This window comes from Vibrio fortis, from assembly GCF_000695685.1.
GTDB classification, from domain to species: Bacteria; Pseudomonadota; Gammaproteobacteria; order Enterobacterales; family Vibrionaceae; genus Vibrio; species Vibrio fortis_A.
The window spans coordinates 104719-120206 of record NZ_JFFR01000005.1 but is presented as its reverse complement, the minus strand read 5'-3'; the positions used below and the strand labels follow the sequence as shown (position 1 = coordinate 120206).

The following is a 15488-nucleotide window of genomic DNA, read 5'->3' as shown; positions in this document are numbered from 1 at the left end:
CCTCCAGATGCAAAACAGGCCCAAAACATTAAGCTTGGGCCTTGAGCTGTGCGTCATGAGATCGCTCTTGTGGCGATCATTCCTATGACGCCGCTTGAGGCTTATACTAGCGAAGCAATTGCTTTATCTAGTTTTGCTAAGCCCTCTTCAATTTCTTCTTTAGTGATTACAAGTGATGGTGTGAAACGAACAACGTTTGCACCCGCAACCAACACCATTAGACCTTCTTTACCCGCAGCTACTAACACGTCGCGTGCTCGGCCTTGCCATTCGTCATTCAGGGCAGCACCTAGTAGCAGACCTTTACCACGAACTTCACTAAAGATTTGATATTTTTCATTAATCTTCTCTAGACCATCACGGAATAGCGCTTCACGCACCTTCACGCCCTCTAGAGTTTCAGGTTGGCTAACAACATCAACAACGGCTTCTGCAACCGCACATGCTAGTGGGTTACCGCCGTAAGTTGAGCCATGAGTACCCACTTTCAGGTGTGGTGCTAGTTCGTTAGTTGTTAGCATCGCACCGATTGGGAAACCACCACCAAGTGATTTCGCAGTGCTCAAGATATCCGGCGTCACACCTAAGCCTTGGTAAGCGTAGAAGTTACCCGTACGGCCGTTACCTGTTTGTACTTCATCAAAAATCAGCAGTGCATTGTGCTTATCACACAGTTCACGCACCGTGTTCACAAACTCTGATGTTGGAGAAATGATACCGCCTTCGCCTTGCAGAGGCTCCATCATGATGGCACAAGTGCGATCAGAGATATGCGCTTCTAGTGCTTCGATATCGTTGTACGGAAGGTGAGTTACATCACCAGGTTTAGGACCAAAGCCGTCTGAGTACGCAGCTTGACCGCCAACAGTAACCGTAAAGAATGTACGACCGTGGAAACCTTGTTTAAATGCAATGATCTCAGATTTTTCTGGGCCATGAACGTCTGCAGCCCAACGACGAGCAAGCTTCAATGCCGCTTCATTCGCTTCTGCACCTGAGTTTGCGAAGAATACTTTCTCTGCAAAACATACGTCTGTTAGCTTTTTAGCTAGGCGCAGCGCTGGCTCATTAGTCATTACGTTACTTAGGTGCCACAGCTTATTCGCTTGTTCAGTCACAGCGTCAACCATTGCTGGGTGACAGTGACCCAAACAGCTCACCGCAATACCACCAGCGAAGTCGATATACTCACGACCCTGCTGATCCCAAACGCGTGCACCTTCCCCTTTTACTGGGATCATTTCCATAGGGTTGTAACAAGGCACCATGACCTCATCAAATAGACTACGTTCCACTTTATTTTCCACTGTCATCACACATTCCTTCTCGATACTGCAAGCTTCGCAAAATAAGCGTAATGGTTCATATCCGAGACAAAGGTATTTTGTCTCGCCATCATCCTGCTGCAGCATTATATTTACATTTAATTAACCTTTTCAATAGTAGATTATTCTTTCGCCACGCTAAACAGCCAGGCGAACGTTACTACCTATGACTATTTATGCATCAAGGTATCTATTTTATGAAGCTTTTTTTGCTTATACATGCTTTAGGAAAGGAGAAATGCAGGTAAAACAGGCTCTGAGAGGGGATCGAGAGGAAATAACGCGAATAACTTTGCATAGGCAGAAAAAGCATTATTCACATCTATAAATGTTATAAAAAGTGATCAGTGTCAGAAGGATTCAAACACTCAGCGTGCTAGAAAATTAGCAAGCAGTTGGTGCCCTTGCTCTGTTTTAATCGATTCAGGGTGAAATTGTACTGCGTCGATCGGCAAAGTCTTATGTTGATAGCCCATGATTTCATCCATACGGCCATCTTCAAACTCAGTCCAAGACGTCAGTTCAAAACAGTCCGGCAGAGTACCGTTCTTCACGACCAAGGAGTGGTAGCGAGTGACTGTTAGCGGATTGTTCAGCCCTTGAAAAACGCTCTTGCCAGTATGACGAATTGGCGAGGTTTTTCCATGCATTACCTGTCTGGCTCTCACCACCTCACCACCAAATACTTGAGCGATAGCTTGGTGACCGAGACACACACCTAAGATAGGCAGCTTACCCGCGAAGTATTCGATCGCAGCAAGCGAAATACCCGCATCATCAGGTGTACATGGCCCAGGAGAGATCACTAGGTGATTGGGATTAAGCGCTTCTATACCGGCGATATCAATTTCATCATTGCGCACAACCTTGACCTCTGCACCCAACTCACAAAAGTATTGGTACAGGTTGTAGGTAAAAGAGTCGTAGTTGTCGATGATAAGTAACATACGTAAATCGTAACCGTATTGAAGAGAACAATAGGATGTGTATTGTGCAGTAAGAGATTAGAAAGGCAAGTCTTTCTACTTATTTACTATTTAAACGAGCCCCATAAAGAAGAGGCGCACTAGGCGCCTCATATCGTTTTTCTTAGATTACTTACAATCTTTCTCGAAGATAGTATCAACCCAATGAGGGTTATCTACGAATGGGTTACGGTTACCCTGAATCTTTTGAATTTTGCTGTTGCGGTTGAATTCAAAGTGATCAACTGGGTCTTGCTCATTCCATTCCAGAAGTACACAAACATTACCTAAAGCAGTGCCGTTATTGATTACGCTTGGCACAAGCTCAAGGTCTGGGTTAGAGACATCGCTGGTATCTTTGCCTTCATAGCGCGTTGCCATGTAGAACATCATACGAGCAACATCACCCTTCACCTCATCACGAGGCTCAAATGAATCGCCGTCTTTTAAGTTACCCGCTTCAGGAGACTCTGAAGTTGGCGAACCACCATTATCAAACTCTAGGTTACCGCGCTCAGAGTTGATAGACGCATCTGTTGGGCGAAGGTGGTGAATGTCGGTATATGCCGCAGCACGACTGTCATTGAACTCACCATTCGATTTAGGGTAACTGTGCTCACGGTTCCAAGCATCACCATCGTTGTTGCCGCTGCTGGTAAATGTTTTCAACTGAGAGCGACCGGTATACATCAGAATAACATTACTGCTGTTGTCTGGGTCTTCATCAGTCGTAGCAAGAGCATCCCACACATCACCATAAGAGAGCTGTGTAATCCCCGTCGAGATGATGTTGTTTAGTGCTTCTTTCAGCTCATCGCCTGTTTTGTTCAATGCGCTGTCGTAGTAGCCATCTGGGTTGTGTACTTCACCTGGTGGAACCGGTGGCTCAACAATCGTCGTTTGACAAGTTACCTTAGGTAGCGTGCCGACAACATGTGGATCATGTGCTTGTTCATATGCCGCATTAACACTGAATGCACACGGGATAAGTAAAGTCAGTAGTGTCTTTTTCATACTTTTAATTAGGGGCGACGAAGCCCCTACTCCTTAATGCAATGAGGTTACTTGTTAAAACGACGACGTAGGAAGCCAAGTCCTAATAGGCTCAATAGACCGCCTAGGCCAAATGAACCACCATCGCTGCCAGAGTCACTCATTTGAGTAATAGACACTTGCTGCGTTTCAATCACTTTACCTTCAACAGCTGTTGTTACTGTGTACTCACCAACCTCTAAACCTGAGATAGGCACTTCCGTCCAACCCAGCGCAATTTCGAACTGATCAAGAACGTCTTTCTGAACATTTGAAGAGGTTGCTACAAACGCTTGAGTCGCATTGTTGAAGCTTACCGACACTTCATCACCCACTTTCAAATAAGCAGAGTCAGAGTACTTAGTCAGATCAACAAAGTGGTTAAAGGTAGCACCACCAATCGGAGACTCAGGGCGAGGCTCATTGATTGGCTCATCAGGAAGCTCTACTGGCGTACCCGGTTGTACTGGCTGATCAGGATCCGGGAACACTGGATCAACTGGGTCAATTGGTTTACCTGCAAAGGCAATCGATAGTACTACTGGATCATGTCCTGCAGCGCGGAACGAGTCAGAGTAGGCTTGACCCAGTTCGTGCTTAGCGTCCAGTGTTTGAGATTCACCGGCGTTGATATTCCAATGAGTTGCGCCAATAACTTTCGACTTAAGTCCCGCAGAAGTCAGAATGTAGTCGAGGCTACCATTCTCATCCCCTTGGACTACGTTGTAGCTATTTGGATCTACAATCTCCATCACGTTCTCAAAACCGTAGCTATCAGCAACAACCACACCTTCTTCGTGTAGAGACTCGTCACCGATAAAAGTTTTTTCAGCCGTCTTAATCTCATAGTTTTCAGGTGCACCTGAACGATCAGTCAGTACTGTGATTGCATCTTCGTTATTGAAGGCATTTAGGCTACCAAGAATGACTTTTTCGCCTTCCATTTCAGACAGCTTCTGGCCTAGGTAATCCGCAGCAGACACACGTAGATTCTCACAACCGCCTTGACGATCGTCATCCGATGTATCTTCTAGACAAACTTGGTCTTTATCTGCAAAGTGGTTAACCGCAACCACAAGCTTATCTTCACGATCTTTAAACGAGAATACTGGGACAACCGCTGCGTGTTGAGTCGTGAACTCACCATTTTCAGCTTCTTGTTTCGGCATTGGGATCACTTGCAGCGAATCTAAGCCTACTGTGCTCGGACGGAAAATAACAAAGTTCGCTGTCGCTAGTTCTCCTACCGTTGTTAGCCCTTCACTGCTAGCAATGTTGTATTGCTTAGTCTCTGGAAGATCAGCATTAAGCTGAGTCACTAGGTAAGAAATCGCAGAGCTTTCTCCAAAGCCGTTATTTTCAACTTCCATCAAACCAACGATGTCCGCATCAAGCGCGGTTAACGCCGCAACAAGCTTCGCTGTCTGGTGATCAAATTGAGTTGAATCTTGCGCACCAGGTGTAGCATCGAACGCTAAGAAGTCATTGCTCTCACCGCTGCCTTGTAGGCTATTGAAGTACTCTTGGGCATTGAATGTTGCGATACGAACGTCGCCCTCATCAACTTTAGGTGCTAAGTCACGGTTGTTACCACGTGCGATGAAAGTATCGTTGTTCGCATCTTCTGTTACGTAGAAGCGGTAGTCTGAGTAAGAGTACCCGAGCACACCTTGAAGGTTACTTGCACGATCACCTACACGAATGAAATCTTCTGTTGAACCATTTTGATCAATATCTGTTTTAGCAAAATCTGGGTACCACGCTGGTGCGCCAACAGTATCTTTCTTAAATGACTCAACGACTAAGCGTACATCATCATTACAGTCCGCTGCTTTTGCAGCTTCGTCAGTACCCGGGAAGTTCGCTTGGTTCGGGTGAACATTTGCTTTTCCTTGGCTAAGAACGAGGTTGTAACGCTTAGGTCCTTCGTCCAAGCTGTAGCTGCGTGAAACGCGCATATCAACGGTCGAAGTAAGATTAACTAGCATGCCTTCATGACGTTCTAGGGTGAAATCAAACTCTGAGTCTGAAGCAATTTGCTCAAGGTTCACAGCCGATACAGAACCAGTGCCGACAGCTTTAATTGCAGTGGCGGGGATTTGAGTCCAACCATAGTTTTCTTGAACCGGACCAGTTACCTGAACCTTATCACCCACACTTAAACCAGTTACATCACCGACAACAAAGATACCGTCAGAGGTTTTCGGATCGCTATCTGGCGTTTCATCTTGCATGTAGAAACCAACAGCAACATCACCATCAAGCGCTTCGCTCTGAATCGCGGTGATCACGCCTTCAACGGTAAAGGTTTCATCAGAGATGAATTTACCATTAGCTGGGTCTGTGTACGGAGAAGCCCAAGAGTCACCTTGAAGCTGACTGATCAGCGTATCTGGTGATGGATCTGGGTCCGGATCTGGATCAGGGTCTGGGTCAACTGAACCGTTGACTTTACCTAGGCCGTCAAACGTATCTTTGGCTAGCTCTGTCCAGTCTGATTCATTGTAAGTCGCAGACGGTGATGTGCCATTTCTTTGCAATGTAACATCTTTACCCCAACCACTCGCTGTCGGAACCGCGCCTACTACATCGACAAGTGTATCACCGTTGAAGAGACCGACAGCATCGCCACCATTATGATATAAGCCACCGGTAATAGAGCTTACGCCATCATCTAGAGTGATAGTTGCTGAGTCATGTAGAACAACCAGTACCGACTTCGCAGGTAATGTTTGACCATCAAGGATCACCATATCCAATGGTGTCTCGTCACCATCTTTATAACGAACTAATTTATAGCCTGTTAAATCAATATCTTCAGAGCCATTGTTATAGAGTTCGATAGCTTTATTGTTTGAGCTGCCTTCTACGTATTCAGTAATGACAACTTCACCGGCACCACCGCCCAGCTCAACCTTGCCAAAGTCACTCCAATCATTCATATCTACAACTTCAAACTTACTTGCATCGTAAGTTGTGCTTGGAGACATATCTGTTCTGCGTAATGTAACGTCTTTATTAAAATCTTGGCCGTCGCCAGCACCGACGATATCAACGACAGTGCCATTGTTTCGCACAGCGACAGCATCATTACCATTGAAGTAAGTAACAGTAGACTCAACGTCACCTTTACCTTTTAATTCATCAGCCGCGCTTGCGTTAACAATGACATAAGTTTGCCCTGAAGCCAGCGTGACGCCATCCAAAGATTGGCTGTTATTCCAGTCACCACCATTTGGGGCAAGATCGACAGTATACCCATCCAAAGTAGCAGAAGAAGAGCCGACATTGGCGATTTCAATTGCCTTATTGCTCCCTGAACCTTCAGTGATCTCAGAGATGATGATATTCGCATTTGCCGTAGGCGCGATAACCGCACTAACAGCAATCGCTATTAAACTTTTTTTCATGTTTGAACCTCAAAGGTAAACAGATTTATATCCATATCAGCCAAGGTAACGTTGTGTTTCCTCGGCTTTACTCAAAAGAAAGGGTTAGTAAAAATTACTAACCCTTTTATCAATTACTGACGACGGCGGCGTAGGAAACCAAGGCCAATCAGTGACAACAGAGCACCGAAGCCAAAGCTACCACCTGAACCATCGTATTCAGGTGTCACTGGCGACACATTGCTTGAATCTTGCTTGCTAATGTTGGTTGCCATTGTCATCGACTCAATAACTTGAGACGAAGATGCCCCAGCATTTTGTGCAGCGACACGGTCTCCCATCAGCTTCATGGAAATCGTGTAAGTACCCGTATCCAGACCAACCACGTCAAACATTACTGTTTGTGCACCGTCTTGATTCAACGTCACTTTCGGTAAAGAGACATTTTGTGGTTGTGGAGAGATAGAGATTTCAGCAACATCACCAGATCTCGCATCAGCGGATACTGGGAATGCGATGTCAGCACGGCCACTCTTCACAGCAATGTTCACATTCGACTCACCCGCTTCGCCGTACTTGTAGCCTAGCGATACCATTGCTGGATCGTGGTCAGAAGAACGGATTGGTGTTTCTCTACCGAATGGGTTAGAAACCTCATCAGATGCTTTCTTATAGTTGCTGTAATCATTCAATGAAGATTCAGCAGCATTGATATGCCAGTCAGCAGCATCAACCAAACGCTCTTTCAGTGAAGGTGTAATTAGAAGGTGGTCCAGAGAACCGATCTCGTTGTTGTATGAGTAACTCCAAGCTGTTTTGCCAGCAGGTGTTTTCAAATCAACTGCATTTAGGTAACCAAATGTTGTCGTGATCTTTTGACCATTCTTTTCAAACACTTCATCGCCAACAAACGTGTAGCTTGATGCGTAAATATCTTTACCCGTTGGGTTATCTGTAAGAACAAGCATTGGGTCTTCGTAGGTGTATGAGTTCATGTCACCCAATACAACTTGGTCGCCACCAATTTTCGCCATTTCTGTACCTAGCTGGTATGCAGCTGATACACGGAAGTTTTCACAAGAACCTTGGTAGTCATCGTTGCGAACGTCATCGTTCACTGGATCAAAATCAGCCCAAGTCTCCCAGCCAACCCAATCTTCATGACAAGTTGAGCCTTTCGATTTCAAGTGGTTAATTGCAACAGTTAAACTCTTACCTGTATTAAGAACATTGAATGTCGCTGCAACGGTATTACGTTGGTAGTTGTCACCACTTTCACGAACAGCACCATCGCCGTCAATAATCGCACCACCTTCCGGGTACTCAACTAGCGGAGCATGCTGCTCAGGCATTTGAATAATACGACCTGATGTAAGAGAGACTTTCGATGGGCGGTAAATTACACCTGATGTAATTGCATCGGTACCAATCGTGTCGTTTTCATCTAGGATGGTGTCGCCATTGCTATCGAAGCCAACAAAAACGTAGCGATTGTGGATTGAGTCTTGGTCACCGCGCTTAGCGTAATCTTCTTCATTGTATTTTGCGTTAACAGAAGCAAGAAGCGTCTTGATTGCACCAAAATCACCAAAACCGTTGTTCTCGATTTCCATCAAGCCAAGAATATCGGCGTCTAGACCATAGATAGCTTCAACGATTTTCGCTTTCTGTAGCTCGTACTCTTCTTCCGATTCTGCACCACGGTTGTCACCATGCTGGTTTGCACTACCACCGTAAGGTGAGTTGAACAGGTTCAATACGTTTTGTGTTGCCACTTTCACGGTAAAGCCTGCATCGTAATCTTCATTAACGATGTCATACTCACCATTGCTTGAAACTGGTCGTGGCGTATTTGGCGTAATATCAGCACTTGTCATCTGATAGCCACCAGCAGCAGGATCTTTCACGACTAGACGGTATTCATCGTAGGTATAGGCGATAACACCTTCTACGTTCTTAATACCATCATTGATACGAATTGGGTTGTCGTAGCTAAAGTCTGCGTAGTACGGGATTTTGCCGTTACTTGGTGCTTTTTCACTGTCAAGGAATAGAGTCGCATCACGGTTTTGTTCAATCTTAGCGATCGACTCGAAGCTGCCTGCTACGTATTCTTGGTTCGGGTGAAAGTTAGGCTCTTCATAAGCTAGAGCTAAGTTATTACGGAACTGACCTTTGTGGTAAAGCTCGAAGTCGAAGGCAAATGCACGAGTTACGCGCATATCTTGGTTGCCCGTCTTAGTATCGTCCATGTCTTCAACAAGCTTAACGAACATACCTTCATGACGCTCAAGTGTATTCGCAAAAGAAGCACCGTCTTCCGGTAAGCGTTTTAGTTCAACTGGCCCTGGAGGAGTAACAGTATTGCCAGTTTCTACCCAGTTACCTGACATATTAAACTGTGTCTGACCGAAGTATTCGCGAACAGTACCAACAACAGTGATTTCTGTGCCCACCGCTGGTTGAGTGCTTGAATATACAAACAGACCATCTGAAGTCAGTGGGTTACCATCGTGATCGTATAGGAAGAAGCCTTTAGAAAGACCGCTAGCAGCACTCGGCAGTACATAACCCACATAAGCAGTTAGCTTGTACGATGCTTCTGTCTCATAGAATTTGTCTTCTTTTAGCGACGTACCGAATTCCGCTTCTACTAATGGAGAAAACTTACCTGTACCTTGAACTTCAGCAATAGTCACTTCAACCGGTGGCGGCGGAGGTGTTGGTGGCTCTTCTAGCGTTAGTTTTCCAAGATCGTCGTAAACATCTGTGCCTACATTAGCCCAGTGTAGTTCTACATAAGAGCTGTCTGGAGTTGTCGCGTCTTTTGTACGGCGTAGAGTAACTTCTCTACCCCATGTTGAACCGCTGACACCAATAATGTCGTGGATGGTATCTGGGTTGCTATCCGCACCAATCCAAACTGGATCATCACCATTAAAGTTCAGAGCATCATGGCCAATGCCGCCGTAGCTGCCCGAGTAAACGATCGTCGCACCATTTGCTGCAACTGCGTTTTTCAGATCAACAGTGGCATTATCACCAACGACTACGATGCTTTCTCCAGCAGCAATAGTGACATCTTTCAGTACAGGGGTTGCATCATCCGGCTTTAAAACTTTGTTTTTGTAGCTGCTGTAATACAGTGCATGATCGGTAAAGGTGAACGGTGTAGTACCTGTATTGGTGATCTCGACTGCACTGTTGATTGCGTACTTATCAACGCTTGATTCTACATACTCTGTAATCAGAATATTATTGATGTCCGCCAGTGCCGCGCCGCTAAGCACACTACTAATCGCACCAGCAAGTAGAGTCATTTTTTTATTCATTTCGATATCTCTCTGATTTAATTAGAAGTACACACGAGCGTAAGCGTAAGCATCTTGAGCTGCTTCACCAGTGTTCCACTCAAGTGCAATCACACTAGAACGTGTTGGACGGTAGTTGACACCCAATGTGCCCCATACGCGCTCATCACCCCAGCTGTGCTTGTCGTTACCACTTGCTGCTTGCTCATTGCGATTGTCAATCGCCCATTGCTCATACTCTTCGTAGTTGTATGAAGCAGTGAACTCCCAATTATCAGTAAACTGGTACTTCGCTGAAGCCAGGTAACCTTTGTTCTCCAGAGTTTGAAAATCATTGTTCACGTAAGTTTTCTCACCAGTAACAGGATCAACTGAAACCAGTGTTCTTGACTGTGCAATATCTTCTTCTTCGAAGAACGCATTAACGCCAAGGTGGAAAGTTTCCGTCACAGCAAGGCGCGCGCCAGCACCTAGTAGACGCTGCTCGCCATATTTCGATTTACCGTCAGAGCCACCGCGACCTTCCGCACCAGCTACGACAGAGAAGCGATCGCCAAAGTAACCAATGTAACCATTCACGATTTCACCAAGCTCAGAGCCAGAAGATGATTCAGCGCGGTTGGTGTACGAAGCGCCAACTTTGATTGCGCCAAAGTATTTACCTTCATACTTTGCGGTCATGTCTTGGTCGCCAGCTTCACCCGTTTCAACAGTGGTATCAAAAGTGAAGTCACCCCACTTGTCGTAATCATCAAATGCAGTATCGGTTAGACCTACCTCTACGTAGTGTTCTTGATTCTTGCTCTTGTACAGGTCATATCCAATAAAGACCTTATCGATCGCCAGAACCATATCACCTGAACCGTATTCCCAGTTCTCACGCTCATAGTCCAGCTCTAAGCGATAGTGCATCTTGTCTTGTTTACCTTTCACACCCATGGTTGCGAATGAGTCATCAATGAAAGTTTGGTCTGCGTAAAACTCACCGTATTCATAGTTAGCGCCAATATGACCACCAACGCCGACCTCGCCATAGAGTTTTACGAAGTCACCATTCTCATCTTCATAAATAGTTACGGCATTTACAGCCGATGCCATAAACAAAGAAGAAATAGCTAGCGCCACTGCATTTCTTTTTAACATCACTTATTTCCTTAAATTCAACACTCGTAATGGAATATCGTTCCAAAGCCAATTAGCGCGCAGAAATTCCAACCATTTATTTTATAAATATGGTTTCGATTGAAATTTACGCGTGAAAAAGCACAGATTCACAAGGGTGATTCTGAATGTAGCCAAGCTTACCTAGTTATATTAAACCTGTGTAATCTCTTACTTTTATGCAATTAGATAAAGCGATAAACACCATAAATGAGGTTTATTTCACATTTATGTCGCTGATATTACGGCGTTGATTATAAATTCAACAGAATGGGTAATGTGCAATAGAGCATTTCATCTAAATTTACAAAATATTGCTCTACATCTCAGAAAGTTAATTAAGTTGGTGTTAAGTGAATTATTAATAAGGCCTGATTTTATAGTTTAGAAAATTGGTACAATATAACAATTAAGGTGATTTTGATTACGCGCGCTTACAAATATATCTATTAATTATCGCCGTAATATATTTAGGTGGTGAATATAAGGGTTTTATAAATCTAAATCAGTAGAAACAAAAAAGCCTCTGTACTAGACAGAGGCTTTAGCAATGAATTTAGCGGTTGAAAACTATGGGCGAGTTACAAAACCTACGGCTTCGTAAGCTTTCTTCAGGGTAACTGCTGCGCGTTCTGAAGCTTTTTCTGCGCCCGCTTTCATTACTGCGTCCATGTAGGCACGATCTTCACGAATGCGGCGGTATTCAGCTTGGATTGGCTCTAGCATCTCAACGATTGCTGCGCCAACGTCTTTCTTAAATGGACCGTACATCTCTACGCCTTGGTATTGCGCTTCAATCTCTTCAAACGTTTTACCCGTTGCTGCAGAGTACAGACCCATCAGATTCGAGATACCCGCTTTGTTTTCCCAATCATGAGCAATGCGTGGCGGCATCTCCGCATCGGTTTGCGCTTTGTTGATCTTCTTGATGATCGACTTAGGCTCTTCCAGAAGCGTAATCACGTTCTTACGGTTGTCGTCCGACTTAGACATCTTCTTCGTGGCATCTTGTAGGCTCATTACACGTGCATTCACGGTTGGAATGTACGGTTCTGGCACTTCGAAGATTGGCTGTTCAGGAGAGTAGATGTTATTGAAGCGAGTCGCGATATCACGCGCTAGCTCCAGGTGCTGCTTCTGGTCGCTACCTACTGGTACTTGGTGAGCACCGTAAAGCAGAATATCTGCAGCCATCAATACTGGGTAATCAAACAGACCTACGTTTACGTCGTTCGAGTGACGCGCAGACTTGTCTTTGAATTGAGTCATACGGCTCAGTTCACCCATCTGCGTGTAACAGTTAAGAAGCCAACCAAGTTGAGCATGCTCTGGTACGTGAGACTGAACAAATAGCGTGCTCTTCTTTGGATCAACACCGACAGCAAGACAGATAGCTAGTGCGTCTAGAGTCGCTTCATGCAGAGCTTTAGGATCTTGACGAACCGTAACCGCGTGAAGGTCTACAACACAGTATTGGCAATCGTAGTCATCTTGCATCTGTTGCCATTGACGTAGAGCACCCAAGTAGTTACCGATACTTAGTTCACCTGATGGTTGAACACCACTCAATACGATGGGCTTGCTCATGGTTTTAATTCCTTTGCTTGTTCGCTAGTTTGAACTCAACTCGTTTAACGTTGCGTCTTACAGACTAGCTTCTTAACTTAAATATAGAAAAGCCGCACAGCTCTTTCTGTACGGCTCATCCAGTGTACTCATTGACAAGTATTTTGCTAGTAGGTTAGCTAACTTTTGTCCGCATTATGCTGAAACGAGAACGACATCTAGTAATTGAGCAACGCTATCTGCCACGTAGTCAGGTTTTGATGCTGAAATTGGCTCACCATGGTTGTAACCGTAAGTCAGACCAAACGAGTGACAACCCGCATTCTTCGCCGCTTTAATGTCATTGCTTGAGTCACCGACCATCAGCATTTCGTCGGCCTTTACATTGTGCTTCTCTAACAGCCAGTTCAAAGCGACTGGGTTGGGTTTCTTTTCAGGGAACGAGTCACCACCCAGTACATCTACAAAGTACTTATCGATACCGTGCTGCGCTAGAACATCAGGAACAAACTTCGATGGCTTATTCGTTACCAATGCCATAGTAAAGCCTGCTTTATGAAGCTCAGCCAATGTCTCTTTTACTGATGGATACAAGTGGCTTAGCTTATGACCACCTTGCTCATAGAAGTCATCAAACATCACACGAGCTTTCTTTAGTAACTCAGGCTCAAGCTGAGGGTCGACCGTGAGACTGCGACTCAGGGAGCGTCCGATAAGAACATCTGCGCCGTTACCTACATAATCACGCACTTCCTCTTCGCTTACCGCAGAAAATCCCATCGCCTGACAAGCTTGGTCCGCTGCAACAGCAAGATCTGGCACGCTGTCCAACAAGGTTCCATCCAAATCAAAGGCAATCAGTTTTATTGAGCTTAATGACATCTTACTTTCCTATATTTTGTATTCGCCTTATGAGTTGAGCAATAAGACGTAAAAAAGGGGCCAATCAGCCCCTTTATCTAAATTCTTTAGTTTAGGTCAACAGACCCTAGTTCTACTTTTATGCGTTAACTTTTGCAAGCTCTGCACGCATCTCATCAATGACTTCTTTGTAATCTGGCTGGTTGAAAATTGCAGAACCCGCAACAAACATGTCTGCGCCCGCTTCTGCAATTTCGCGAATGTTATCCACTTTTACACCACCATCAATCTCAAGACGAATGTCACGGCCTGATTCATCGATCATCTTACGAACAGCGCGCAACTTATCTAAAGTGTGAGGAATGAAAGATTGGCCACCAAAGCCTGGGTTTACCGACATCAGTAGAATCAAGTCAACCTTGTCCATGATGTAATCTAGGCAAGAAAGCGGCGTTGCTGGGTTTAGTACTACACCCGCTTTACAGCCGTGCTCTTTAATAAGCTGCAGTGTGCGGTCAATGTGTTCAGAAGCTTCAACGTGGAACGTGATCATCGATGCACCCGCTTTAGCAAAATCAGGCACGATGTTATCAACTGGCTTAACCATTAAGTGAACGTCGATCGGCGCTGTAATACCGTAATCACGAAGCGCTTTACAGATAGGCGCACCAAAAGTCAGGTTTGGTACGTAGTGGTTATCCATCACATCAAAGTGCACAACGTCAGCACCCGCTGCAAGTACGCGTTCTACGTCTTCACCAAGACGAGCAAAATCTGCAGACAAAATAGATGGAGCGATTAGAAAATCTTTCATACCAGACCTCTTAAGAGTGAGTAAAAATGCGAATATCACCGCCTTGGTGGCATCTCATACACAAATACAAGGCTCAAACCCAAGACTATCTGGTGCGCAATTCTACCTAACCGATGAAAGAGATCCTAGCAGTTCAAGGGAATTGTTTATCAAAGTGCCAAGTCAACGGATCTAGCAATGTAATTGGTTGATTGGCTCAGTAAACCTTCGCTACTCTGCAGCTTGTTGGTTCTTCTCTGCATGGAACAGCGCCAGTAGCTCATCGACTTTATTGCGCCCTGCTCCGTTACGACTAATAGTACGTTTCACTTTCACAACGTTAAGGTCCGCACCGTGATACAAGCGGCGTGTCAAAGTGGTGTCGTGGTTAGAGATCAACACAGGAATGCCACGCTCCATTGCTGTTTTCTCAGCGATGTCAGCGAGTGCAGCTTGGTCATCCAGTGAAAAACCATTACCTGCGTAAGAGGTAAAATTAGCAGTAGTAGAAAGCGGTGCATAAGGAGGATCGCAATACACCACACACCCTTTACGAGCGCGGCTAAAGGTTTCACTATAACCTTCGCAAACAAACGTCGCTTTCTTAGCTTTCTCAGCAAAGAACTCTAGCTCAGCTTCAGGGAAGTAAGGCTTCTTATAAGAACCGAACGGCACGTTAAAGCCACCTTTTTTGTTATAACGACATAAGCCATTAAAACCAAAACGGTTCATGTATAAAAATGCCAACGAACGGTACATCACGTTATCCGTATCGTTGAACTGTGCACGGATATCTAAGTACGCTTCTTTACGGTTGTTTTCAGGGCAAAACCAGCGTTTTGCTTCCGTAATATAGGTCTCAGGATCGGTCTTGAGGAGATTATATAGGTTGATCAGATCAGGATTGATGTCAGCCAATAAGTATTGGTCATAATCCGTGTTCAGAAACACTGAACCGGCACCAACAAATGGCTCCACCAATTTACGAGCAGGCGGCAAGTGGCGTTGGATATCTTCTACTAGGCCATATTTACCACCAGCCCATTTTAGAAAGGCACGCTGCTTTTTCATTTACTGCTCTATCT

The 15488-nt window shown here is 45.0% G+C and carries 10 protein-coding genes; all 10 read right to left on the bottom strand.

Translation table 11 applies throughout. The features are described 5' to 3' along the window. Nucleotides 1–101 precede the first annotated feature (101 nt). Nucleotides 102–1313 carry an aspartate aminotransferase family protein gene (locus VFDL14_RS16915; RefSeq protein WP_032550023.1) on the bottom strand — a complete coding sequence of 404 codons (1212 nt, stop codon included), beginning with the start codon at nt 1311–1313 and terminating at the stop codon, nt 102–104. A gap of 380 nt (nt 1314–1693) precedes the next feature. Continuing rightward, nucleotides 1694–2272, bottom strand: a complete 579-nt coding sequence (locus VFDL14_RS16920) for an aminodeoxychorismate/anthranilate synthase component II (RefSeq protein WP_032550021.1) — start codon at nt 2270–2272, stop codon at nt 1694–1696. A 147-nt stretch (nt 2273–2419) separates the two neighbouring features. Then, entirely contained in the window at nt 2420–3304 is an 885-nt protein-coding gene (locus VFDL14_RS16925; RefSeq protein ID WP_032550020.1) for an endonuclease I family protein, read from the bottom strand. A 47-nt stretch (nt 3305–3351) separates the two neighbouring features. Then, entirely contained in the window at nt 3352–6732 is a 3381-nt protein-coding gene (locus VFDL14_RS16930; protein ID WP_032550018.1) for an ExeM/NucH family extracellular endonuclease, read from the bottom strand. A gap of 113 nt (nt 6733–6845) precedes the next feature. Then, nucleotides 6846–10043 carry an ExeM/NucH family extracellular endonuclease gene (locus VFDL14_RS16935; protein ID WP_032550017.1) on the bottom strand — a complete coding sequence of 1066 codons (3198 nt, stop codon included), beginning with the start codon at nt 10041–10043 and terminating at the stop codon, nt 6846–6848. A gap of 21 nt (nt 10044–10064) precedes the next feature. Beyond that, nucleotides 10065–11165, bottom strand: coding sequence for a porin (locus tag VFDL14_RS16940; protein WP_032550016.1), 1101 nt, complete (start codon nt 11163–11165; stop codon nt 10065–10067). A gap of 588 nt (nt 11166–11753) precedes the next feature. Then, entirely contained in the window at nt 11754–12770 is a 1017-nt protein-coding gene (trpS, locus tag VFDL14_RS16945) for a tryptophan--tRNA ligase (RefSeq protein WP_032550015.1), read from the bottom strand. Between the two features lie 174 nt (nt 12771–12944). After that, nucleotides 12945–13631 (bottom strand): phosphoglycolate phosphatase, encoded by a 687-nt coding sequence (locus tag VFDL14_RS16950; RefSeq protein ID WP_032550013.1) that lies wholly within the window; start codon nt 13629–13631, stop codon nt 12945–12947. Between the two features lie 118 nt (nt 13632–13749). Continuing rightward, complete coding sequence (rpe, locus tag VFDL14_RS16955; protein ID WP_032550011.1) at nt 13750–14424, bottom strand: ribulose-phosphate 3-epimerase; 675 nt, start codon at nt 14422–14424, stop codon at nt 13750–13752. Between the two features lie 210 nt (nt 14425–14634). Continuing rightward, complete coding sequence (locus tag VFDL14_RS16960) at nt 14635–15474, bottom strand: Dam family site-specific DNA-(adenine-N6)-methyltransferase (RefSeq protein ID WP_032550009.1); 840 nt, start codon at nt 15472–15474, stop codon at nt 14635–14637. Between the last annotated feature and the right edge of the window lie 14 nt (nt 15475–15488).

What these genes read in the sequence shown, in the direction of transcription:
- VFDL14_RS16915 (WP_032550023.1), bottom strand. Translation starts at nt 1,313, where the DNA reads ATGACAGTGGAAAATAAAGTGGAACGTAGTCTATTTGATGAGGTCATG.
- VFDL14_RS16920 (WP_032550021.1), bottom strand. Translation starts at nt 2,272, where the DNA reads ATGTTACTTATCATCGACAACTACGACTCTTTTACCTACAACCTGTAC.
- VFDL14_RS16925 (WP_032550020.1), bottom strand. Translation starts at nt 3,304, where the DNA reads ATGAAAAAGACACTACTGACTTTACTTATCCCGTGTGCATTCAGTGTT.
- VFDL14_RS16930 (WP_032550018.1), bottom strand. Translation starts at nt 6,732, where the DNA reads ATGAAAAAAAGTTTAATAGCGATTGCTGTTAGTGCGGTTATCGCGCCT.
- VFDL14_RS16935 (WP_032550017.1), bottom strand. Translation starts at nt 10,043, where the DNA reads ATGAATAAAAAAATGACTCTACTTGCTGGTGCGATTAGTAGTGTGCTT.
- VFDL14_RS16940 (WP_032550016.1), bottom strand. Translation starts at nt 11,165, where the DNA reads ATGTTAAAAAGAAATGCAGTGGCGCTAGCTATTTCTTCTTTGTTTATG.
- trpS (WP_032550015.1), bottom strand. Translation starts at nt 12,770, where the DNA reads ATGAGCAAGCCCATCGTATTGAGTGGTGTTCAACCATCAGGTGAACTA.
- VFDL14_RS16950 (WP_032550013.1), bottom strand. Translation starts at nt 13,631, where the DNA reads ATGTCATTAAGCTCAATAAAACTGATTGCCTTTGATTTGGATGGAACC.
- rpe (WP_032550011.1), bottom strand. Translation starts at nt 14,424, where the DNA reads ATGAAAGATTTTCTAATCGCTCCATCTATTTTGTCTGCAGATTTTGCT.
- VFDL14_RS16960 (WP_032550009.1), bottom strand. Translation starts at nt 15,474, where the DNA reads ATGAAAAAGCAGCGTGCCTTTCTAAAATGGGCTGGTGGTAAATATGGC.